General features: G+C 66.1%; 14 protein-coding genes. 8 read left to right on the top strand and 6 right to left on the bottom strand.

All coding sequences use genetic code 11. The features are described from left to right. Nucleotides 1-18: 18 nt before the first annotated feature. The 4 genes from QHF85_RS36415 to QHF85_RS36400 form a co-directional block, all read right to left on the bottom strand. Nucleotides 19-951 carry a hypothetical protein gene (locus QHF85_RS36415; RefSeq protein ID WP_281332010.1) on the bottom strand — a complete coding sequence of 311 codons (933 nt, stop codon included), beginning with the start codon at nucleotides 949-951 and terminating at the stop codon, nucleotides 19-21. 63 nt (nucleotides 952-1014) lie between these two features. After that, nucleotides 1015-1983 (bottom strand): outer membrane beta-barrel domain-containing protein, encoded by a 969-nt coding sequence (locus QHF85_RS36410; protein WP_281332009.1) that lies wholly within the window; start codon nucleotides 1981-1983, stop codon nucleotides 1015-1017. Between the two features lie 369 nt (nucleotides 1984-2352). Beyond that, nucleotides 2353-3762 (bottom strand): signal recognition particle-docking protein FtsY, encoded by a 1410-nt coding sequence (ftsY, locus tag QHF85_RS36405; protein WP_281332008.1) that lies wholly within the window; start codon nucleotides 3760-3762, stop codon nucleotides 2353-2355. A gap of 128 nt (nucleotides 3763-3890) precedes the next feature. Beyond that, complete coding sequence (locus tag QHF85_RS36400; RefSeq protein WP_281332007.1) at nucleotides 3891-5684, bottom strand: carboxypeptidase regulatory-like domain-containing protein; 1794 nt, start codon at nucleotides 5682-5684, stop codon at nucleotides 3891-3893. Between the two features lie 224 nt (nucleotides 5685-5908). On the opposite strand from QHF85_RS36400, the gene QHF85_RS36395 reads away from it, so the two are divergent. Both QHF85_RS36395 and QHF85_RS36390 read left to right on the top strand, forming a co-directional pair. Next, nucleotides 5909-6817 carry a HEAT repeat domain-containing protein gene (locus QHF85_RS36395; protein ID WP_281332006.1) on the top strand — a complete coding sequence of 303 codons (909 nt, stop codon included), beginning with the start codon at nucleotides 5909-5911 and terminating at the stop codon, nucleotides 6815-6817. A gap of 90 nt (nucleotides 6818-6907) precedes the next feature. Next, nucleotides 6908-7738: a HAMP domain-containing protein gene (locus tag QHF85_RS36390; protein WP_281332005.1), complete on the top strand. Its 831-nt coding sequence runs from the start codon at nucleotides 6908-6910 to the stop codon at nucleotides 7736-7738. Nucleotides 7739-7805: 67 nt separating this feature from the next. On the opposite strand, the gene QHF85_RS36385 is transcribed toward QHF85_RS36390, so the two are convergent. Both QHF85_RS36385 and QHF85_RS36380 read right to left on the bottom strand, forming a co-directional pair. Further along, nucleotides 7806-8246, bottom strand: coding sequence for a YraN family protein (locus tag QHF85_RS36385; protein WP_281332004.1), 441 nt, complete (start codon nucleotides 8244-8246; stop codon nucleotides 7806-7808). 23 nt (nucleotides 8247-8269) lie between these two features. Continuing rightward, entirely contained in the window at nucleotides 8270-8926 is a 657-nt protein-coding gene (locus QHF85_RS36380) for a hypothetical protein (protein WP_281332003.1), read from the bottom strand. A 573-nt stretch (nucleotides 8927-9499) separates the two neighbouring features. Here QHF85_RS36380 and QHF85_RS36375 point away from each other — a divergent pair. The 6 genes from QHF85_RS36375 to QHF85_RS36350 all read left to right on the top strand — a co-directional run bounded on the left by QHF85_RS36375 (nucleotide 9500) and on the right by QHF85_RS36350 (nucleotide 20600). Next, the gene (locus tag QHF85_RS36375; RefSeq protein ID WP_281332002.1) at nucleotides 9500-11170 is read left to right on the top strand and encodes a hypothetical protein; all 1671 of its coding nucleotides are present in this window, start codon (nucleotides 9500-9502) and stop codon (nucleotides 11168-11170) included. A gap of 99 nt (nucleotides 11171-11269) precedes the next feature. Then, nucleotides 11270-15112 (top strand): tetratricopeptide repeat protein, encoded by a 3843-nt coding sequence (locus QHF85_RS36370; protein WP_281332001.1) that lies wholly within the window; start codon nucleotides 11270-11272, stop codon nucleotides 15110-15112. A gap of 11 nt (nucleotides 15113-15123) precedes the next feature. After that, nucleotides 15124-16602, top strand: a complete 1479-nt coding sequence (locus tag QHF85_RS36365) for a hypothetical protein (protein ID WP_281332000.1) — start codon at nucleotides 15124-15126, stop codon at nucleotides 16600-16602. A gap of 200 nt (nucleotides 16603-16802) precedes the next feature. Further along, nucleotides 16803-17075: a hypothetical protein gene (locus tag QHF85_RS36360; protein ID WP_272425043.1), complete on the top strand. Its 273-nt coding sequence runs from the start codon at nucleotides 16803-16805 to the stop codon at nucleotides 17073-17075. A 213-nt stretch (nucleotides 17076-17288) separates the two neighbouring features. Continuing rightward, complete coding sequence (locus tag QHF85_RS36355; RefSeq protein ID WP_281331999.1) at nucleotides 17289-19343, top strand: AgmX/PglI C-terminal domain-containing protein; 2055 nt, start codon at nucleotides 17289-17291, stop codon at nucleotides 19341-19343. Between the two features lie 345 nt (nucleotides 19344-19688). Then, nucleotides 19689-20600, top strand: coding sequence for a tetratricopeptide repeat protein (locus QHF85_RS36350; protein ID WP_281331998.1), 912 nt, complete (start codon nucleotides 19689-19691; stop codon nucleotides 20598-20600). Nucleotides 20601-20635: the final 35 nt, after the last annotated feature.

Here is a 20635-nt window from a genome sequence, read left to right as displayed (position 1 = left end):
CAGCCGGCTTCGTCTTCGTCAGTCGCTGTTCTTCACCTTCATCGGAAGGGAGAACATCAGGTTGACGGAGACCATGCTGTTCATGCGGAACTGACGGTCCTTGTTGTTGACCGCGGTGTCCGGGAAGGCCTCGTCGTTGCCCGAGCCTGCGTTGTCGAAGCCGGACGTGTTCCACGCGAAGGGAAGCGCCCTCCACTCCGCGCCGAAGCCGAAGAACGACGTCGGGTAGAAGTTCCAACCGACGCCGAACGTGGGCGCGATGGCGATGCGGCTCTCGAGCTCGAACGAGCTCTGCGCCGCGCAGGGGCGGTCGGCGAGCGCGTTGCCGTCATTGTCCTTGCCGCAGGGCGCGCGCTCTTGCACGCCGATGACGGCCGGACCGACGAAGAAGCTGATGTCGGTGTCGACGAAGAGCGACGCGAACAGCGCGAGCTTGCCGCGGAACGGAACGACCGTGATCTGCGGCGCCGCGACCCACTGCATGCGACCGAGCTGATCCTCGGCGAGGTTGCCGCGGGTCAGGTTGACGGCCGTCAGCTTGCAGGCCGTATCGGTCGCCGTGTTCGAGTCCGCGGGGCAGTTCCGCTCGTCGATCGCCTTCGACTGCAGCTCGTCGGTGAGCGACGTCGTCGTCTGGAGGCCGTAGCTGCCCCAGACGCCGAACCCGAGCCAGTCGGTCGGGTGGTACATCAGGCGCAGACCGGGCATGATCGTGCGCTGGTACTCGTCGAGCAGGGTGAAGGAGGCGCTCGGCGTTATTTCGAAGCGGCCGGCGCGATGCAGGCGCAACTTGCGCACGGCCGGGGCCCCCGCGAGGGGACCCGTGAGCTGAATCTCCTGCGCTTCGGCGCCTGCGCTCATGGCGAGCGCTGCACATCCCGTGAGCGCCGCGAGCATGCCCCTGCGGAGCAGGCGAGACGCGCAAAGGCTATTCACGAATCGACGCATCATGCATGTCCCCGTACTTGGCTGAATCGTCCCGGATGTTCCTTGCACGCCACACCGCCCCTCGGCTCACTTGGGCAGCCGGTACTCCCAGCTGAACGGCAGGAAGACCGAAAACCCGACCTGCGCCTGGACGTTGTTGGTGAAGCTCGTCTCGGGCGCGGTCCAGGTCGTCGGATCCTGTGCCCTCGGCTTGCCGTTGACGAGGCCCGACGCGATGCCCGGGTTCTCGAGCTCGTCGAAGAAGATGTAGTCGCTGAGCTCCGCCACGACCGCGAACCAGCGGTTGAAGAAGATGCGGAGCCCGCCACCGACGTGGAACGACAGCCGAGGCTTGAACTCGAACGTGCGGTTGTCGGGATCGACGACGGCGATCGGGCGCGTAGCGATCGCACCCACGCCGCCGAGCACGTAGAAGTCGTAGTGGAAGATGAAGTCGCCGAACCCGGCGAACTTGCCGTACGCAGGCACGTACGAGAAGTTCGCGTTCGCGTTCCAGGCGTACTCCGTGATCGGAATACCGACGCGCGCCGCGCGGCTCGTCTGGAAGTTGAAGTTCGAGGGGGAGTTCAGGGCAGCGTAGAAGTTGCCGTTGACTCCGACCGCGAGCACGTTCGTGATGTAGAAGTTGAGACCGAGCCCGGGCGCGGGGTGCGCGACGAACTGATCGTTCATCGTGATCCCGAAGTAGGGCGTGATCTCGAAGCGGAACCGGCGCAGCGCGTAGATCTGCTGCACCGCGTACATCTCAGCGTTGATGTCCCGCTTCGCGGCCTCATCCATGTTGATGCTCGGGCACGCCGACGGGTCGATCTTGCAGATGTCCCCGAGGCCTTCGCCCTCGCCGCCAGGAGTCTCGCCCTCACCCTCACCGGTGCCGGCGCCCTCGCCCTCGGTAGGGGCTTCAGCAGGCTTCTCGCCACCCTCCTCGTCGAGGTTGATCTCCTTCGGTTGATCCTTCTTCGGTTGCGCTGCCGCCGTCAACGGCATGGCCAGCAGCGCAGCCGCCACGAGGAGCCCCACGCGAACCTGGTTCATCGCCATCCCTTCCGCAGTCCGTGCGACGTGAGCATCGATCGGTCCGGTCCGTCCGTCTAGTCTAACTGCGCGACTTCATTCAAAAAAACGGTCTACCGACAAGCGGGACGGACTATATCACGCGTAAAATCTGGGAATCAACAACCAAAATCCGTTTCTCACTCGGATCGGGACCGGGCAGGACCGTCCCGACTGCTCGCGCAGCGACACGATCCACGCCCATCCCACCACGAAAGGCTCGCGTACGAGCGAGAAAATCAAACGATATCCATGATCTTTGCGCCGTCCGTCCGAAACGTGCGCGACGTGGCCCCGTCTCCGATTTCGGTCGGGACCCCGTCGCGCCCAGTTCGTGCTCGGCGCAGAGGTTCACGCCGCCGCGTCCGTTGACTCGTCTGCTTGACCGAGCAGCGCTTCGACAAACTCTTCGCCGTTGAAGTCACGCAGCTCGTCGGGACGCTCGCCGATGCCGATGTAACGCACCGGGAGCGCGTGCTCCGCGCAGATGCCGAGCACGACGCCGCCCTTCGCCGTGCCGTCGAGCTTCGTCAGTACGATGCCCGAGAGCGGCAGCGCCTCCTTGAACATCGCAGCCTGCTGCAGCGCGTTCTGCCCGTTCGTCGCGTCGAGCACGAGGAGCGTCTCGTGCGGAGCTCCGGGCAGCGCCTTGTCGATCGTGCGCGCGACCTTCTTGAGCTCGTCCATCAGGTTCGTCTTCGTGTGCAAGCGACCCGCCGTGTCGGCGAGCACGACGTCGGCGCCGATCTCCGCGGCCTTCTGGATCGCGTCGTAGATGACCGCGCCCGGGTTCGCGCCATCCTTGCCGCTCACGACCTCGCAGCCGACGCGCTTGCCCCACACGACGAGCTGCTGCACCGCGGCCGCGCGGAACGTGTCGCCCGCGGCGAGCACGACGGTCCTGCCCTCGGCCTTGAGCTTGGTCGCGAGCTTGCCGATCGTCGTCGTCTTGCCCGCGCCGTTGACGCCCACGAACATCACGACCGTGGGACGCGCGGGGAACTTGATGCCACCGCCGCTCCCACCGAGGAGCTCACGCGCACGGCGACGCAAGGCATCCCAGACCTGCTCGTCCTTGACGAGCTTCTTGTCCTTGATGCCCGCGCGGATCTCTTCGAGCAGCGACTCGGTCGTCTTCACGCCGACGTCGGAGGTGAGAAGCACCTCCTCGATCTGATCGACGAGCCCGGGATCGACCTCGCTGCGACCGACGAAGAGCGCCTTCAAGCGACCGAAGAAGCCCTCGGTCTCGCGCGCCTTCGTGAGGCCGCGGCGCAGCCCCTCGACATCCTTCTTGCGCGGAGCCGACGGCGCGGGAAGCTCGCGCGTCGCGATCGCCACGCGCTTGATCGCCTCCGCCTCCGCGGGCTTCGGCGCAGGCTCGGCCACCGGCGTGGGAGCTTGCACGGGCGCGGCCTCGGGCTGCTTGGCCTCGGGCTGCTTCGCGACGGTCGCGGGCTCGGGCTGCTTCTCCACGGCGGCCGGCGCAGGCTCGGCGACCGGCTTCTCCTCCTTCTTCTTGGCCTCCTTGGCCTCTTCGGCCGGCTTGGCCTTCACGGGAGCAGCCTGCTTCGGCTCCTCCTTCGCGGGTTTCCCCGCGGCCTTCACCGACTCTTCACGCTCGGGCGCCTTTTTCTCCGCGAGCTTCTTCGGCTCCGGCGGCGTCTCGAGCTTCTTGGGCGCTTCCGGCTTCCTGATGAACAGGAAGTAGACGGCCAGCGCCACGACCACGAGACCGATAGCGATGTAGAGGGGGTCCACGATGTGCGTTCTCCAGCGGTCCGCGAACTGGTTCGCGACTATATGGGACGGTACCCGTACGTCAACGTGTGTGCTCGGCGCGCGAGGGCAAAGGAGCGTACGGGTAGGAGTTCGGGGGGCGGTTCACGTCATGCCGCGGGCTTTCGGCCGCCCCGGGGTTCGTCGTTGAGGAGCGAGACCTCGACCCCCTCGTCGACGACGGAGGGGCCGTAGGCGGCTTGCTCGAGGGCTCGCGCCCAGGACTCGATTTCCGCGTTGTTCGCGCGGAAAGCCGCCCGCCGTACGTGTCCGGGGGTCGGCTCGGGTTGCATGTCGAAAGGCGCTCCGGTGCGGCGCGCCCACTTCACGAGCCGCTCGAGCAGCGTGCGGCGGCGCGTGATCAGGGCAACGCGCAACACGCCCGGCTGGGGGAGCGCCTGCTCGTACCGGCTGTGCTCGTCCGCTTCGATCACGAGGCGCGCATCGCTGCGATAGGGCACATCCAGCATGAAGGTTCCACGTTCGTCGGCGATCGCGCGCGCGACGACGCCATCGCCCTGGAACGCGGGCGCCACCACGGCGAGCCGCGCGCCTGCGATCGGGGTTCCCTCGTGCGCGTCGAGCACCGAGCCACGATAACCACCCTGTCCGGCCGACGCTCGCACGACCTCGACGCCCGCGCGTCCCGAGGGCACGGGATGCGCTTCGTCGTCCTCGTCCTTCTTCGGGGGCATGGGTGCGCGCCGCCAACCGAAGACGATCCACGCGGTCACCGCGAGTACCACGATCGCGATCAAGATCTGCCGCGCGATGCCAGGCCCCTTGACGTGCACGTCGACCTGGAGGTTCGCCCCGGCCTTGTAGAAGGGCGCGGCGGGCACGTACCGCAGCGTCAACGGCACGACGCCCGCGCGCTCGAGCGCGAACGAAGCGATGACGTGCGCCTTGCCTTCCTGCACCGCGCCCGCGCCTACGCTCTCGCTGCCGCGCAGCGCCTCGACCACGCCGCCTGTCACCGGGCCTCGCGACGTCGTCACATCCACGTCGACGCCGACGCCGTCCTCGGGATCGCCTGCGTCGACGGGGTGCGCGAGCGCGAGACGCACCTCGGCGCGCCTCACGATCGGCTGCGTGGTCGTCGCCTTCGCGAGCGTCGGCGTTCCATCGAAGCGCAGGCGCAGCTCGCCCGATCCGGGACCGGGGAACGACGCGCTCGGGATCTCGAAGCGCACACGCCCGTCGCCGCCCGTCTGCCCCTCGGCGATGCGCTCGCCACGCTCGTCCTCGAGTCGGATCGAAAGCCCCTCGCGCCGCGCGACGCTGGATCGCGATGAGCCGCTGCGATCGACGCGCAGCGATCCGGTGAGCAGGACGTTCTCGCGATCCAGATCGATCACGTCGGGCGCGGGTTCGAATCGGAGGATCGTGCGCGCGAGCGGCGCGTCGGCCGCGTCGAGGCGAACCACGCTCTCGGCAGGATCGCGCAGCTCGTCGCCATCGAAGCGGAGCTTGATCGACGCCTGACCGATCGGCGCGCCGGCGCGCACGCAGAACGCTCCGCGATCGTCGGTCTGCACCTCGTAGGCGTCCGTGCCGATCAGGCGAACGGAGCGGCGCGACCTTCGCGCCGTCGCGTCGCACGTCGAGGGCGTCGGCAGGTTGACGGCGGCACCTCCGTCCGTGATCGCGCGGAGGGTGAGCGTCGCGCCGGCCACGGCGGCGCCTGCGTCGTCGAGGAGCTCGCCTCGGACGATCGTGCCGGACGGCTCGACCGTTGCGGCTGCGCTGATCTGCGCGCCGCCTCGCACCTGGATGCGAATTCCGCTTCCGGATCCTCGTGTCTGCGCCGTGACGGGCGTCGAGACGAGCAGGAGGAGCAAGGCGACGAGCGTGCACAGCAGGCGCGACGAGGCTCTCGCCTTGGCACCTCGGCTGCGGGACATCCCCTTCCTATATGCGGGAACGCCCCGCGCGACCAGCGCTTCCGCCGATGTCATGGTCTGCCCCCGCGTTGAAGCGAGCTCGGGCGAGGCACGTCCAAGTCCTCACGGTTCCTCCGCGCGCGGCAGCGGCGGCGGATCTCGGAGGGCCGAGGTTACACCGGGTCTTACTGGGCGAAGCAGAGCGAGTCGTGCCGCTCTGCGTCGAGGTACGGGTGAGGTGCAGGATGAAGAAGACGGGTGATCGCGTGTTCGAGAACTCCACGACCTCCGACCCGGCGGAAGCGCGCTCCATTCGCACGCGGACCTCGTGTATCTTCGGAGCTCGAATGCGAAAGAGCGTCCCCGTCGTCGCGGCCCTCTCGTTGTTCGTGCTGACCCCCGAGGTCGTGCGAGCGGATCCTCGCACCGGTTATCTCGTCCAGCAGCTCAAGACGAGCGATGACTTCCGCGTGCGAACGCAGGCAGCGCTCGCGCTCGGCGCGTCGGGCGACGACGCCGCCGTCAAACCTCTCTGCGACGCGCTCGCGGACGGAAACGAGTCGGTGAAGGTCGCCGCCGCCGCCGCGCTCGGCAAGCTCGGCAAGCCCACGGGCCTGCCGTGTCTGCAGGCTGCGATCAAGAACGAGAAGGGCGCCTCGACGAAGACGCAGATGCAGAAATCGATCGACACGCTGAAGAGCGGCGGCGGCGTTCCCGCGCCTCCGCCGCCCGGCCCCGACACGAAGTACTACGTGGCGATCGAGATCTCGAACAAGACGAAGCGACCCGCGGCCGAGGTCGAGACGATCGTTCGCGCGGCGATGCAGACGAAGCTCCTCGGCAAGGCCGGTTATGCCGTGGCGCCGAAGGGCGAGACCGCTGCACAAGGCGGCAAGGTCGTCAACTCCAAAAAGTTGAAGGGCTTCTATCTCATCGCCAGCGTCGAACCGGCGGTCTACGAGAATGGAAACCTCACGCAGATCGTGCGCGTCAGCATGTGGACGTATCCGGGCAAAGCGCTGCAGGGCGAGTTCTCGCCGAAGCTCACGCAATCGGACACGCCCAAGACCGACGTGCAGAGCGAAAACGTGCTCATGAAGATGTGCGTGGAGAACGCCATCGACAGCTTCGCGAAGATCGTCGCGTCGATGTGATATCGCAGCGACGGGGGAGCGGATCCGGCGCGCCGCGACCTCACTTGGGCAACCACCACGCGCCATGGCAAGAGACGCGCAAGGTCCCCGATGAGCGAGGCTTCTGTCACCCCGCCCGCCGCCACGAGCGGCCGCCAGCAGCGCCGCATCCGCAACTTCCTCCTCGACAAGCGCTTTCAGCTCAAATACGCGGGTTTTCTCGCGGCCATCGCGCTCGTCGTCTCCCTCCTCCTCGGCGTGGTCCTCTGGTGGACGAGCAACAAGCTGATCGATCAGAGCCGGCAGGCCGTCGTGCAGCAGAAAGCGCTCGTCACGCAAGGACAGGAGACCGTCAAGCGCGGTCAGCTCGCGCTCGCCGAGCGGAAGAAGAACGACGAGCTCGTGAAGATGAACATCGCGAGGGCGTACGAGGATTCGCCCGAGCTCGCGAAGCAGTTCAACAAGGACGCGGAGAACGACGCCGCGAAGCTCAAGGACGAGCAAGCGAGCCTCGAGAGGGACGCGGACTCCTTGAAGCTGCAAGCCGCGGAGCTCGAGCGCCAGGCCGCCGCGGTGGAAGAGCAGCAGCGCAACTTGATTCTCGGCCTCGTGCTCGCGCTCGGCTTCCTCGTCGCGTGCATCTGGGTCGCAGGGATCGTCGTCACGCACAAGGTCGCGGGGCCCGTCTTCAAGATGAAGCGCATGTTTGGCCGCGTCGGCGAGGGGCAACTCGCCCTGCGCGAGCGCCTGCGCAAGGGCGACGAGATGCAGGACTTCTTCGAGTCGTTCGAGCAGATGCTCGGCAACCTCCGCGCGCAGAAGACGCGCGAGATCGAGCAGATCGACGCCGCGATCGCGCGCATGGAGGCGGACGCCTCGAGCGACGGCGTGGCCATGTTGAAGAAGCTGCGCGCCGAGATGCAGGCGCAGATCGACGGCTGACGTCCCACCCCTCGCGGCGTCGACGTGATGTCTTGGATCACGCGACGCCGCGCTTCACACACTCCGATCAGAACGCTGCTTTGATGTGCTCGACGCGCGGCTCGCCGTCGGGCGTGAACGCGACGGCGACGGCATCGAAGCGCATGCGCTCGATGCTCTCGTCGCGGACAAACCTCGATGTCCACAGCGTTTGTCCCGCAGCACGAAGGCGCGCGCGCTTTCGCGCGTCGATGCTGTCGAGCGCGCGCTGGTAACTTCGTGGACCGCGTGTACGCACCTCGACGACCGCGATCACGGCACCGTCGCGGACGAGCAGATCGATCTCGGCACGCCCCACGCGCACGTTGCGACCGAGGATCGTGCATCCCATGCGGACGAAGTGATCCGCGGCCGCGTCTTCGGCGCGCGCGCCTGCGCGATGACGCGCGTCGCGTGGCTGGATGACTCGAATGTCGGGGGAAGAAAATGCTTCAGGAGAGGCGGGCGGGGGACGAGGAGGACGCGTCACGGGCGCGCGCGTCGCGGCTCGTTTCAGCTATCGCTCGCTCCGCCGACGCCCTTGCACTGGGAGCTGTAGTGGCCCTTGACAGTGCCGCAGGCGCCCTCGGTGACGAACTTCGTGTCCTGCTTGATGCAGTACTTGCCGGTGAGCAGCGGATCGCCGAGGCCCACGTTGGGGCGGATCTGCTCGCACGAGTAGCCGGTCGGGCACTCGCAGAAGTTGAAGTTCGGATCCGGCGGCTCGCCGTCCGCCACGCCGCACCGGCACGAGCAGTACACGGCTTGCGCCGCGTCACGCTGCGAGTCGGCCGCGCACTGGCCGCAGACCTCGGCCTCGATCACCGTGTCGGTGCCGGGGACGCAGCAGGCCTTGTTGGCGTCTTCTGCGGGGGAGTTGGCGTCCTGGCAGCCGTTCGTGGCGGCGCCGCCGGCTCCGGGCTTCGTCTGCCCATAAGGGCAGCTCACGCGGCCCTGGAAGTGGTTCACGAGGCAGATACGGGTCTGGCACTGGAAGGAGCGCGACTCGATGTTCTCCTCGGTCACTTTGAAGCCGGCGAAGTCGGTTTTGTACTCGTCTTCGGGGGTGCAGGGATCCCCGACGCCGCCGCTTTGACAGGCGACCGGGAGGCCGCCCAGGGCGAGTACGCTGATCAGACCAAGCATGCCGGACAGGATCGAACGGGTCATCAGATCGTGCTCCTTGGGCCGGGGCGCCCTGCTCATGTGGGGCGCGCGAGCGCGATGCGTCGTCCGTGAGTCCATGTCGAGGACGCAGCGAACGGCGCCAGCAGCGAGGACGCTAATCGAAGGGGCGACGGACCGTCAACCTCTCGATGCACAACTCGACGGACTGCCGCCGGATTTCGTCCATGGGGGGTGTCGGTCCGGGCGCGACGGTGATCGACCCGCGACCCTGTCGAGTCCTTGGCGCGCCCCAAGGCACTCCCTGGAGAGGTGTCGGAAGCGGCACGTAGACCGCGCTGCGCCCGGAAACCGCCGCTTGACAAGCCAACCGTCATAATTTTACCATCCGCGGCCAGACGCAAGTATCCGCTGATTCTCATTGAAGTTTTTGGTCATTGCTCCCGGTCACGAAACGCGGGGAGCTGCGACTGCGAAGGGCCCCGTCCACTGCGGATCCAGCCGCTGACGAACGGTACCTGGGCCGGTTCGGGTCGCCTTCATCGACCTCAACCTCCGAACGACGAGGAACGACGAATGCGGAAAGGGCTGGCTACTCTCTGTCTTCTTGCTTCGGCCATGCTCGTGGCACCGACGGCCTTCGCCCAGCAGGGCAAAGCTGCGGCTGCTCCGGCGAAGGCTGGCGACGCCAAGAAGAACGACAAGAAGGCCGCTCCGAAGGAGATCGAGCTCGAGGACGAGGCCGACGGGCCCGTGACCGCGGGCCAGATGACCGAGGAAGCGGCGCAAGCGAAGCGGCTGTTCGACGCGGAGCGATGGAGCGAGTCCGCGCTCCTCCTGAAGCGCGTCGTCGACGGCGAGACGGGCGACGACGAGGGCAACAAACAGATCGCGCAGTACCACCTCGCGATCGCGCTCTATCGCCTGCAGTTCTATCAAGCGAGCTACGCGATCTTCTCCGAGATCGCGGACAAGACGAACCACCTCAAGTTCAACGAGACGCTGCTCTGGCTGTCGAAGCTCGCCACGCAGCTCCCCGAACCTGCGGACATCATCGAGCGCGTCGGTAAGTACAAGAGCGAGCAGGTCGCGCGGTTCAACAACCCGCAGCAGCGCGATCTCTACTGGCAGCTCAACTACCTGCTCGGTCGGTACAAGTACCGCAACCGCAACTACGAAGAGGCCATCGAGCTCTTCGGCAAGGTCGACGCGAAGAGCAAGTACTACGTTCAGGCCCAGTTCTTCACGGGCATCTCGAACGTGCAGCTCCGCAAGTCGGTGCCCGCGGTCAAGTCGTTCCAGCAGATCGTGCGCGCGCTCGACGAGGGCGTGGAGGGCGTCGAGGACGAGAGCCGCATGCGCGATCTCGCGTTCCTCTCGATGGCCCGCACGTACTACTCGGCGTCGGTCCGCCTCGACGACAACAGCGTTCCGAAGATCGACGGCAACAAGCTCAGCGCGGCCGTCAAGTACTGGAACCGCGTCGACGTCGGCAGCGAGTACTGGCTCGACGCGCTCTTCGAGCAGTCGTGGGCGTACTTCATGGCCGGCGATTACCCGCACGCGCTCGGCAACATGCACACGATCGAGTCGCCGTACTTCCCGAACGCCTTCTATCCGGAGGCGGACATCCTGAAGGCAGTCATCTCGTTCACGATCTGCCAGTACCAGGATGCGACGACGATCGTGGCGCGCATGCGGAAGCGCTACGAGCCGATCAAGAAGGAGCTCGAGGCGATCCTCAACCGGTTCAAGGGTGAGGACGCGGAGACGAAGTTCTTCGACTTCTTGAAGGACGTTCGCGCGGGCAAGGCGGCGCTCTCGCCGACGGTCAAGCCGATCGTCGAGAACGCGCTCTCGGATCGCCAGCTGCTCCGCAACCTCGAGTACGTGCGCGTCCTCGACGAGGAGGACGCTCGCTACAAGAAGGCGCCGGCCGCGTTCCGCACGTCGCCCGTGGGCGGCGACGTCACGGACGCGCTCTCGCTCGCGCGTGATCTCGCGGTGCGCAACGCCGGCACGCTCGCGCGGGAGCGCTACCAGCGTTACCTCGACGAGCTCAACGAGCACCTCCGCGACGCCTCGAAGATCCTCATCGACATCACGGCTGCCGAGCGAAACAAGCTCGATCAAGAGGTCGTGAGCGGCCAGCTCACGAAGGAAGAAGCGCTCGTGTTCGGCGTCGTCAAGCCGGACGACGAGCACGTTCTGTGGCCGTTCAACGGCGAGTACTGGCGTGACGAGCTCGGGTTCTACCGGCAGGTCGTCACGTCGAAGTGCGGCAAGTAGCGGGAGGCCCGAGGGGGCGGCGCCCTATCGCGCCGCCCCGGGGGGATTGCGGCAAAGCCGCCTCCGGGTTGCGAGTTATCAGTTGAGGAGATGACGACGATGAAGCAGTCCAACGTGAGTGCGCTGCGACGGCTCCGTTTCGTGACGGGCGCAGCAGCACTTTTCACCGCCGCCGTCGCGACGGGCCCGGCGTCGGCCGCCGATGAATGCATCACGCAACAAGCCAAGGACTCGCTGGCGCAGTGCCCCGGCGGGTCGCTGAAGCAGAGCGCCGGCAAGAAGCCGGCGATGAGCTTCAAGTCGGCGCCGCAGGGCGTTCAGCTGAAGAAGCGGGACGACCAGCTCAAGCCGACGAACCCGACGGCGTCGATGAACGCCGCGCAGCGCGACGAGCGTCGCAACCGGCTGGCGGCGCGCTCGCGCCAGCTGCTCATCACCGAGATCCAGGGCCTCGAGAGCCTCTTCTCGAACACCCCGAAGAACGCGCCCGATCGCCCGAAGCTGATGCGGCGCCTGGCCGAGGGGTACGTCGAGCTCGAGTCGGCCGCGTTCCGCGACAAGACCGAGCAGAGCATCAACGCCGACGAGGCGAAGCGTAAGAACCCCAAGGCGGAGAAGGGGTTCCGTGACGAGGCGGCGAAGGCCGACAAGATCCTCGTCGCCGCGCGGCAGCAGGCGATCAAGTACTACACGCTGCTGAAGAACGGCTACCCGAAGTGGTGCCAGAGCTCGAACGCGCAGGATCCGACGAAGAGCACGGGCTGCACGGACGAGGTGCTCTACTACCTCGCGTACGAGTACGAGCAGGCCAACCAGCTCGATCAAGCGCGCAAGGTCTACTTCGAGCTCATCCAGAACTGGCCGCAGTCGAAGTTCATCCCGAACGCGTACCTCGCGTTCGGCGAGCTCTTCTTCAACGAAGCGCAGGGTGATCCCTCCAAGTGGCAGCTCGCGGAGCAGTCGTACCAGGAGGTCACGAAGTACCCGGCGCCGGACAACAAGGTCTGGGGCTACGCGCACTACAAGCTCGGCTACGTGTACTGGAACCAGGGCGAGTTCCCGAAGGCGCTCTCCGAGTTCAAGAAGACCATCGAGTACGGCATGCAGTACCAGCAGCTGCCGAACGCGAAGGAGCTCGCGAACTCTGCGCGGCGCGACATCATCCCGGTGTACGCGCTCGCGGCGGCGCCGAAGGCCGCGCACGACTTCTTCAAGCCGCTCTCGGGCGACACGGGCGTCAACAACGAGAAGACGCTCAAGATGCTCGACGACCTCGGCCAGAACTATCTCGACACCGGCCACTACAAGGAAGGCATCGAGCTCTACAAGGACCTCATGGTCCGCGATCGTGGCCCGAAGTTCTGCAAGTACCAGGGCCACATCACCGAGGCGACGCTCGCCATGAAGTCCGGCAACAAGGACTCGATCAAGGCCGAGCTCGACTCGATGCTCGAGGTGCACAACAAGTTCATCAGCGAGGGGCACCCCGATGACATGAAGCTCAAGTGCTCGAACTCCACCGCGGGTCTTCTCACGGAGACCGCGATGGCGTGGCACCTCGAGGCTGTCGGATCGGGCGGCGTGCGCGGCACCGGTGACAAGAAGACGATGACGCTCGCGACGGCGCTCTACGAGCGCGTCGTGCAGAACTTCAAGCAGGAGCAGTTCGCGCGCTTCGAGTTCCCGCGCATCGTCAAGGAAGACTGGCCGAACATCTTCAAGATCAAGTACGCGATGGCCGACCTCGCGTACTTCAACAAGGACTGGGCCAAGTGCGGTCCGGCCTTCGACTCGGTCGTCGCGGAGGATCCGAGCGGCCCGCTCGCGCCGGAAGCCGCGTTTGCCGCGGTGCTCTGCTACCAGAACATCTACACCGAGCTGCACAAAGACGGCTCGGAGAGGAAGGGCACGGGCCAGCTCCCGAGCGCTGCAGACGGTGGCAAGAAGGGCGACAAGAAGGCCGACAAGGCCAAGTGGGCCCCGAAGGATCTGACCGACAACCAGAAGGGCATGCTGACCGCGTTCAACCGGTACATCTGCTACATCAAGCCGCCGGAGAACGACAAGGAAGCCCAGGAGAACTACGTCGAGGTCAAGTACGCGCGCGCCCGCACGTACTTCGAGGCGCAGCACTGGGAGGAGGCGGCGTACGCGTTCCGCGACGTCGCGGTGAACCACCCCGACAAGGACGTGGGCATCTACGCGACGCAGCTCTACCTCGAGTCGCTGAACATCCTCGGCTCGAACTCCGATCCTGCGCGGCCGTCTTGCTACGACAACATGGCGGAGGACGTGCCCAAGTTCCTCGACCTGTACTGCAAGGGCGGCAAGGAGAAGGAGAACGCCGAGCAGTGCGGGATCCTGACCCGCATCCAGCGCGACATCGAGCGTCTGCGCGCGCAGAAGCTCATCGAGTCGGCGGACGCCGGTGGCCAGGGCGTCGACACGATCAAGATGTACGAGCGCGGCGCCCAGGCCTACATGGAGCTGTGGAAGAAGTACGGCGAGTCGGCGTGCGAGAAGAAGGAAGCCTCCTGCGAGAAGAGCGAGGAGATCCTCTACAACGCGGCCCGCGCGTTCCAGGCCGCGCGCCTCATCGCGAAGTCGATCACGGCGCGTCAGATCCTGCTGAACCCGAAGTACAACCTCGACAAGACCGAGCTCGCGAAGAAGTCGATCTACGAGATCGGCGGTAACTACCAGGCGATCGCGGTCTACGACGAGGCGGCCAACTGGTACGAGCGTTTCTCGCGCGAGAACCCGAAGATGGAGAAGGCGGCCGAGGCGCTTCAGGACGCCGTCGTGCTCCGTCTCGGTCTTGGCCAGGAGGATCAGGCGATCAAGGACGCCGATCTCTTCAACAAGAACTACGGGTCGCAGAAGCCGGCCGAGGCCGCGAAGATCGCGTTCGCCATCGGCTCGCACTACATCGACAAGGAAGACTGGGACGGCGCGCGTCGGCGGCTCAGCTCGGCCATGGGCCAGATCGATCGCAATGCGACGTTCGACGTCCAGATCCAGGCGCACGCGCTGCTCGGGCGGGTCTTCACGAAGATCAACAACCCGTCGAGCGCGACGCCCGAGTACAACAAGGTCCGCGGTTACTGGAAGGATCCGGCGGCCGCGCTGAAGAAGCTCGACTCGATCGGCGGCAGCGAGGAAGAGAAGATCCGTCGTCTCGGCAAGTCGCTGACGGCCGTCGGCGAAGCGCTCTTCTTCTTCGCGGAGCTGAAGAAGAAGGAAGTCGATAAGATCCAGTTCCCCATCTACAAGGGCTCTGGTCAGCGCGACGACGTCATGAAGCACATCCAGACCAAGGTCATGGACTGGATCAAGAAGAAGCGGCCGGCCATCGAGGAAGCGTCGAACGAGTACGTCAAGATCGTCAACCTCGAGCCGCTGCCTCCGCCGCGCTGGGTCATCGCCGCCGGTTCGCGCGTCGGTAGCATGTGGAGCAAGTTCGTCGCCGAGTTCCGCGCCGCGCCCATCCCGAAGGAGTGGAAGGGCAACGGAATGGTCCCGGGTACGGACCTCAGCTACGCCGAGCTCCGCGGCGAGTACTACGCGAAGCTCGACGAGGCGAGCGAGCCGCAGAAGCAGTCGGCGAAGGCTGCGTTCAAGAAGTGCCTCGATTACTCGGTCAAGTATCAGTACTTCGACGAGTACTCGCGTACCTGCGAGGTGTGGCTGTCGAAGAACTACGGCGCCGAGTACCACCTCATCGACGAGTTCCGTGGTTCGCCGTCGCGGGTGAACTCGGGCCTCAGCGATCGCGCGCAGCCGGTGAACCTCGACGGAACGGCGTTCGCGCCTGCGAGTGATGCGCCTGCAGCCGAGAGCAAGCCCGCGGCGCCGGCGACGGGTGACAAGCCCGCCGATCCGAAGCCGGGCACTTCACCCGAGAAGGCCGCCATCGAGGGCGCCACCACCAAGAAGAACTAAGGGAGCGAGCCATGAAGAGGTTTTCGATTCTTGTGGCGACGGCTGCCCTCACCGCCGCGGTTGGTTGCGGCGGCGGGGGAGGGGGTACGGGCGGCAAGCCCGCGGTGGATCCCAAGACCGGCGCGGCGATCGTCGACAGCAAGGGCAACGCGGTCTCCGTCGCTGCGGCGAACAAGTACAAGGACGGTCTCGAGGCCTTCAACAAGCACGACAAGGCCCGTGACTGGACCGAGGCCAGCTGCCAGGAGACGGCGGCGATCTTCCTCGACGCCGCCGACGAGCAGAGCGGCAAGACGCTGGTCGAGGCGATCTACAACGCGGGCGTCTCGTATCAGCGCTGCAAGCAGGACGGGAAAGCGAAGGAGTATTTCAAGAAGGCGCTCGACGCGGATCCGAAGTTCCACCGCGCGCGGGTGCAGCTCGCGATCTACTCCTTCGCCGAGTCGCAGGAGAAGGCTCTCGATCAGACGATCAACGAGCTTTATCAGGCGGCGGTCGTCGATGCGCGGTTCCAGAACGTCGAGGGCCTCGTCCAGCTCGGCATGTTGCACATGAAGCGCAACAATCCGCAGGCGGACAAGGACGGTCGTGCGGACTTGCAGAACGCGAAGCGCTACGCGCAGAGCGCGCTGGCCGTCGACGACGGGTATCTGCCGGCGTTCAATCTGCTCGCGCTGATCTACATGGAGTCGGCGAAGCAGAAGGCGGGTCGTTCTTCCAAGAAGGGCGTCGCGACGAACGTCAGCAAGGAGAAGAAGATCGACACGCAGGCGTTGGATCTCGCGGCTCTGGTCTGCTCGCAGGCCATCCGCAAGAACCCGAACTACGCGCCGATCCACAACACGGCCGGCATGATCCAGGTCGAGCTCAGCAACCTGAACGGCGCGGTGAGCGCGTTCAACACGGCGCGCAAGCTCGACCCGACCTTCTACGAGGCGCAGATGAACTTCGCCGCCGTGAACCTGAGCTTCCGCGGGTTCGCGCAGGCGGAGGAGGCGTATCGCGCCGCGCTGAAGATGCGGCCGAACGATTACGACGCGCACCTCGGGCTCGCGCTCGCGCTTCGTGGTCAGATCGACGATACGAACTTCGACAAGATGGTCGCAGCGGCCGCCGCCGAGCTGGCGGAGGCGAAGAAGATCTCGCCGGATCGTGCAGAGACCTACTACAACGACGCGATTCTCACGCAGGAGTACAAGGCGAAGTCGGGCGGCAAGGACGCCGAGCCGATGCTCCTCGCGGCGAAGCAGCTCTTCGGCGAGTTCATCGCCAAGGCTGGGAGCGCGCCCGAGTATGCGGATGCGGTGAAGCGCTCGAAGGAGCGCATGGAAGAGATCCAGCAGATCATCGACTTCAACAAGCAGACCGAGGCGGAGCGCAAGGCGTCCGAGGCGGAGGCGAAGACCCGCGCCGCCGAAGCGGAGGCCAAGGGCACCGAGGAGGGCGGCGAGGCGAAGCCGCCCGAGGGTGGCGCGCCGGCGCCGCAGTGAGGGAGAGGCCCGCGGTGCCCAGGATGGCGCCGCGGGCCTTTTTTTGATCCTTCGGGAACCTTGGGTCGTTCGGGTTGTCTTTTTGGGCCAGGTCGAGAGAGTCTCGAACGAAACCTGGCTCGGATCCCGTTGACCACGTCCCTTCGGGGACGGTACGATGTGACTGAAAATACGGCGAAGACTTGCGAGGAGGCTTGAAGATGAAGAGGTCAACGCGTTTGGGTGCTGCGCTGGTCGCTGGTGTCGGCGTTCTTCTCGTGACGTCGTTCGCGTTTGCCCAGGGCAAGGCCGGCGGCGCAGGCAAGAAGGACGAGGGGTACGGATACGAGTTCACCGACGATCCCCTCAACGCTGGTGGCTTCGGGCCGAACGACGCGACGATCCGCGTTCGTCCTGGTCCGGTTCGCACGACCCTGATCCGTCCGCGCACGTCGTTCGTGCCGGAGATGTTGAAGTCGGTCGAGAATCTCTGAGAAGGCTCGGGGGCTCGTGCGGGGGGCTCGTGCTGCGGCTTCGAACGGACGCGGGGAACGCGATCGCGAGGGCCGCAGCGATGAATCCAAGGGCTGTATCGCCTTTCTGGGAAGGCGCACGGGCCCCTGAGTAATATTCGATGCCCCGAACCCGGGGTTTCAGGTCGCCTCGGGCGACGGCGGGACGCAACAGGCAGGGAAGGCTGGCTCACGATGGAAGGCAAGCAGAAGGTCGCGCTCACGTTCGCGCTCTACCAGAATGAAGCGCTCGTGCGTCGAGAGACGGTGACGCAGGACATCGTCAAGGTTGGAAAGGACCCGAAGAGCCATCTGCGCGTCGACGACGAGCTGGCCTCGCGCATGCACGCCGTCATCGAGGTGGCGTCGCCCGAGGACATCACGCTGATCGACCTCGGCAACGAGCCGGGGACGCTCGTGAACGGCGCCCGGGTGAACAAGGTCAAGATCAAGGCGAACGATCAGCTGCAGATCGGCGGCACGAAGATCGTGCTCGAGCAGGCCGAGCCCGTGGCGGTCGCGGGCGGCGCGGCGAAGGCGCCCGGCAACCCGTTTGGCGCGGCTCCGGCGGCGAACCCGTTTGGCGCGGCTCCCGCGGCGAATCCCTTCGCGGCGGCCGGCGGCAACCCGTTCGCGGGCGCTCCCGCGGCGGCGGCGAGCCCGTTCGGCGGCGGCGACCCGTTCGGCATGAGCAACCCCTTCGCGCAGCCGAAGCCGCCTTCGCACGATGAAGTGCCGCACGACGCGCCCGAGGGCTCGTACACGTACCAGCTCGTCAAGAGCGGCCCGGACGTCCCGAACGAGGAGGTCGAGACGCCCTCCGCATCCGTCGAGGTGATGGTCATGTGGGATCAGATGATCCTGCACGTCTCGCACCTGACGCCTCCGCGCTCGTTCTACGTGGGCGAGGAGGAGAGCAAGAACTTCAAGTGCGATTACTTCGTGCCCCAAGAGAAGATCGGCACGACGCGCGCGCCGGTGGTGCTCGCGGATCGTGGCGGGTCGGTCTCGGTGGTGCTCCTGCCCCGCGCGAAGGGCACGATCGAGCTCGCGGGTCAGCCGAAGATGACGGTGCAGCAGGCGATCGACAGCGGCAAGACGCAGCCGTGCTCGGAGCTCTCGGGCGCGTTCCAGATCGCGCTGCCGCCGGGCTCGAAGGCGCGCATCGACGTCGACGGCCTGATCTTCCAGGTGTCGACCGTGAACGCCGGCCGCGTGGTCGCGGGGCACGTGCAGCTCGACACGCAGAACTATCTCTACCACGGCCTCTCGATGGCCGTTCACCTCGGGCTCCTCGCGGCGATGGCGTTCTTCATGCCGCCGCTCGGCGCCACGGACGAGGACGGGATCTCGGACGATCAAAAGTTCATGATCCAGCAGTTCCTCAACGCGGCCGCCGAAAAGGAGATGGAGGAGAAGGAGACCGAGCAGGTCGCCGACAACGCCGCCGACAACAAGGAAGGCGGCACGGGCACGCGCGCGAAGGGTGAAGAGGGTTCCATGGGTAACCCGAACACCAAGGCGTCGGGCAACCGGTACGGCGTGCAAGGTCCGCAAGACAACGCCGATCCGCACATCGCGCGACAGGCCGCGCTGCGTGACGCGGCGGAGTTCGGCATGATCGGTCTGCTCAACGCGGGCGCCGGTGGTGATCCGAACGCGCCGACGGCGCCCTGGGGCCGCGACGACTCGCTCGGCAACGACGCTCTGTCGGCGCGCGGCAACATGTGGGGCGACAACATCGGCGACTCGTTCGGCGCGGGCGGCCTCGGTTTGTCCGGTATCGGCGAGGGCGGCGGTGGCCGCGGCGAGGGTATCGGTCTCGGTTCGATCGGCACGATCGGTCACGGCGCGGGCACCGGCACGGGCCAGGGCTTCGGCTCCGGTCATGGCCGGCTCTCGGGGTCGCACCGGACGAAGCCGCCGCAGGTGCGCATGGGCGCCACGAGCGTGAGCGGTCGTCTCCCGCCCGAGGTCATCCAGCGTATCGTGCGTCAGAACTTCGGTCGCTTCCGCCTCTGCTACGAGAACGGCCTGCGGAACAACCCGAACCTCCAGGGCCGCGTGGCGGTGCGCTTCGTCATCGGCCGTGACGGCGCGGTGTCGAACGTGGGCAACGGCGGCTCGGACATGCCGGATGGCGGCGTGGTGTCGTGCGTGGTCCGCGCGTTCTACGGTCTGTCCTTCCCGCAGCCGGAAGGCGGCATCGTGACGGTCGTGTACCCGATCATGTTCAGCCCCGGCGGCTGACGTCGATCGGAGTCTTTGGCGATGCCCCGCGGGTCACGAGCTCGCGGGGCATCGTGTTTTTGTCGACGAGCATCAACGCTCGCGGGGGAGCGTCTCGGCCTCCCGAGTGCGCCCGGACGCTTGGGGCGTTCGGAGATGGGCACAATCCAACTGGACTTTCGGCGCGCCATCCGCCTATTCTCGGCGCGCAAGAGAACGTCTCGTCCTGTGCCTGGGCGGCAATTTGGGCTGCAAGTTCGAGGACTTATGTGCGTGCTTGGTGCGGGTGGGGCCGCCATGGCCCCTCCGCGCACGGGCGGCGCGAGGAGCGGCGGAGCCCGCTCCGAGAGAAAGGTGAGCGAAGCAATGAAGCTTGGCGCAATGGTGATGGCGTCCTGTCTCGTGGTCTCGAGCATGCTCGGGCTGGGGTGCAGCCGGAACCGGCAGGAAGCCGTGATCCTCGCAAACCAGGCGGACAAAGAGGTTGCGCTGAACCCGGAAGGCGCTGCCACGAAGTACGAGCAGGCGACCAAGCTAGATCCGACAAACCATCGGATCTTTTACAAGCTGTCGATGGCCTACAAAAAGAAGGAGGAGTGGGACAAGACCGCTTCGACCTTGAGCCGCGCCACGCAGCTTGCGCCGAAGTTCGCGAACTACTGGTTCGAGCGCGCGTACGCGCTCGAGATGCAGGCGAAGAAGAAGACGATCTCGTACGACGAGGCGAAGGAGCCTTACCAGAAGTGCATCGAGAACGATCCGAACTTCGCTGACTGCTACCACCAGCTCGGCAACGTGTTTCTCTGGACCGACGACGAGCAGAAGGCGCTCGAGAACTACACCAAGGCGGTCGAGCACAATCCGACCGAGATCCGTTACTATACGGCGCTCGCGGATCTCTACATCCGCCTTGGATACACGAAGGAGGCCGAGCAGGTGCTCAAGGAAGCGAAGAACTTCGCGAAGCCCGGCGACAAGACCCTCTTCGGCGTGCACGTGCTGCTCTCGCAGGTTCACCAGGATCGCGGGTCGCTCCCGGAGATGGTGACGGAGCTCGAGGCAGCGAAGGCGGTCGCGGGCAACGAGGGCCCGGAGTCGGTGCAGATTCTCTTCAGCTTGGGCAGCACTTACGCGCAGCTCAGCCCGCCGAGGACGCAGGAAGCCGTCCAGATGCTCAAGGGCTTCACGGCCCGAGCGTGCAAGGGCGCGAAGGCGGCGAGCTTCAAGACCGAGTGCGAGACCGCGCAGACGCTGGTCACGCGGCTCGGTGGCAACTAGTCGGGGGCGCGGTTCGTCGACGTCGTTTGCAAGGC

The sequence above is a fragment of the Polyangium sp. 6x1 genome, from assembly GCF_029946515.1.
Taxonomy (GTDB): Bacteria; Myxococcota_A; Polyangia; order Polyangiales; family Polyangiaceae; genus Polyangium.
Note: the sequence above shows the minus strand (reverse complement) of the source record. Positions and strands in the feature narration are given on the sequence as shown.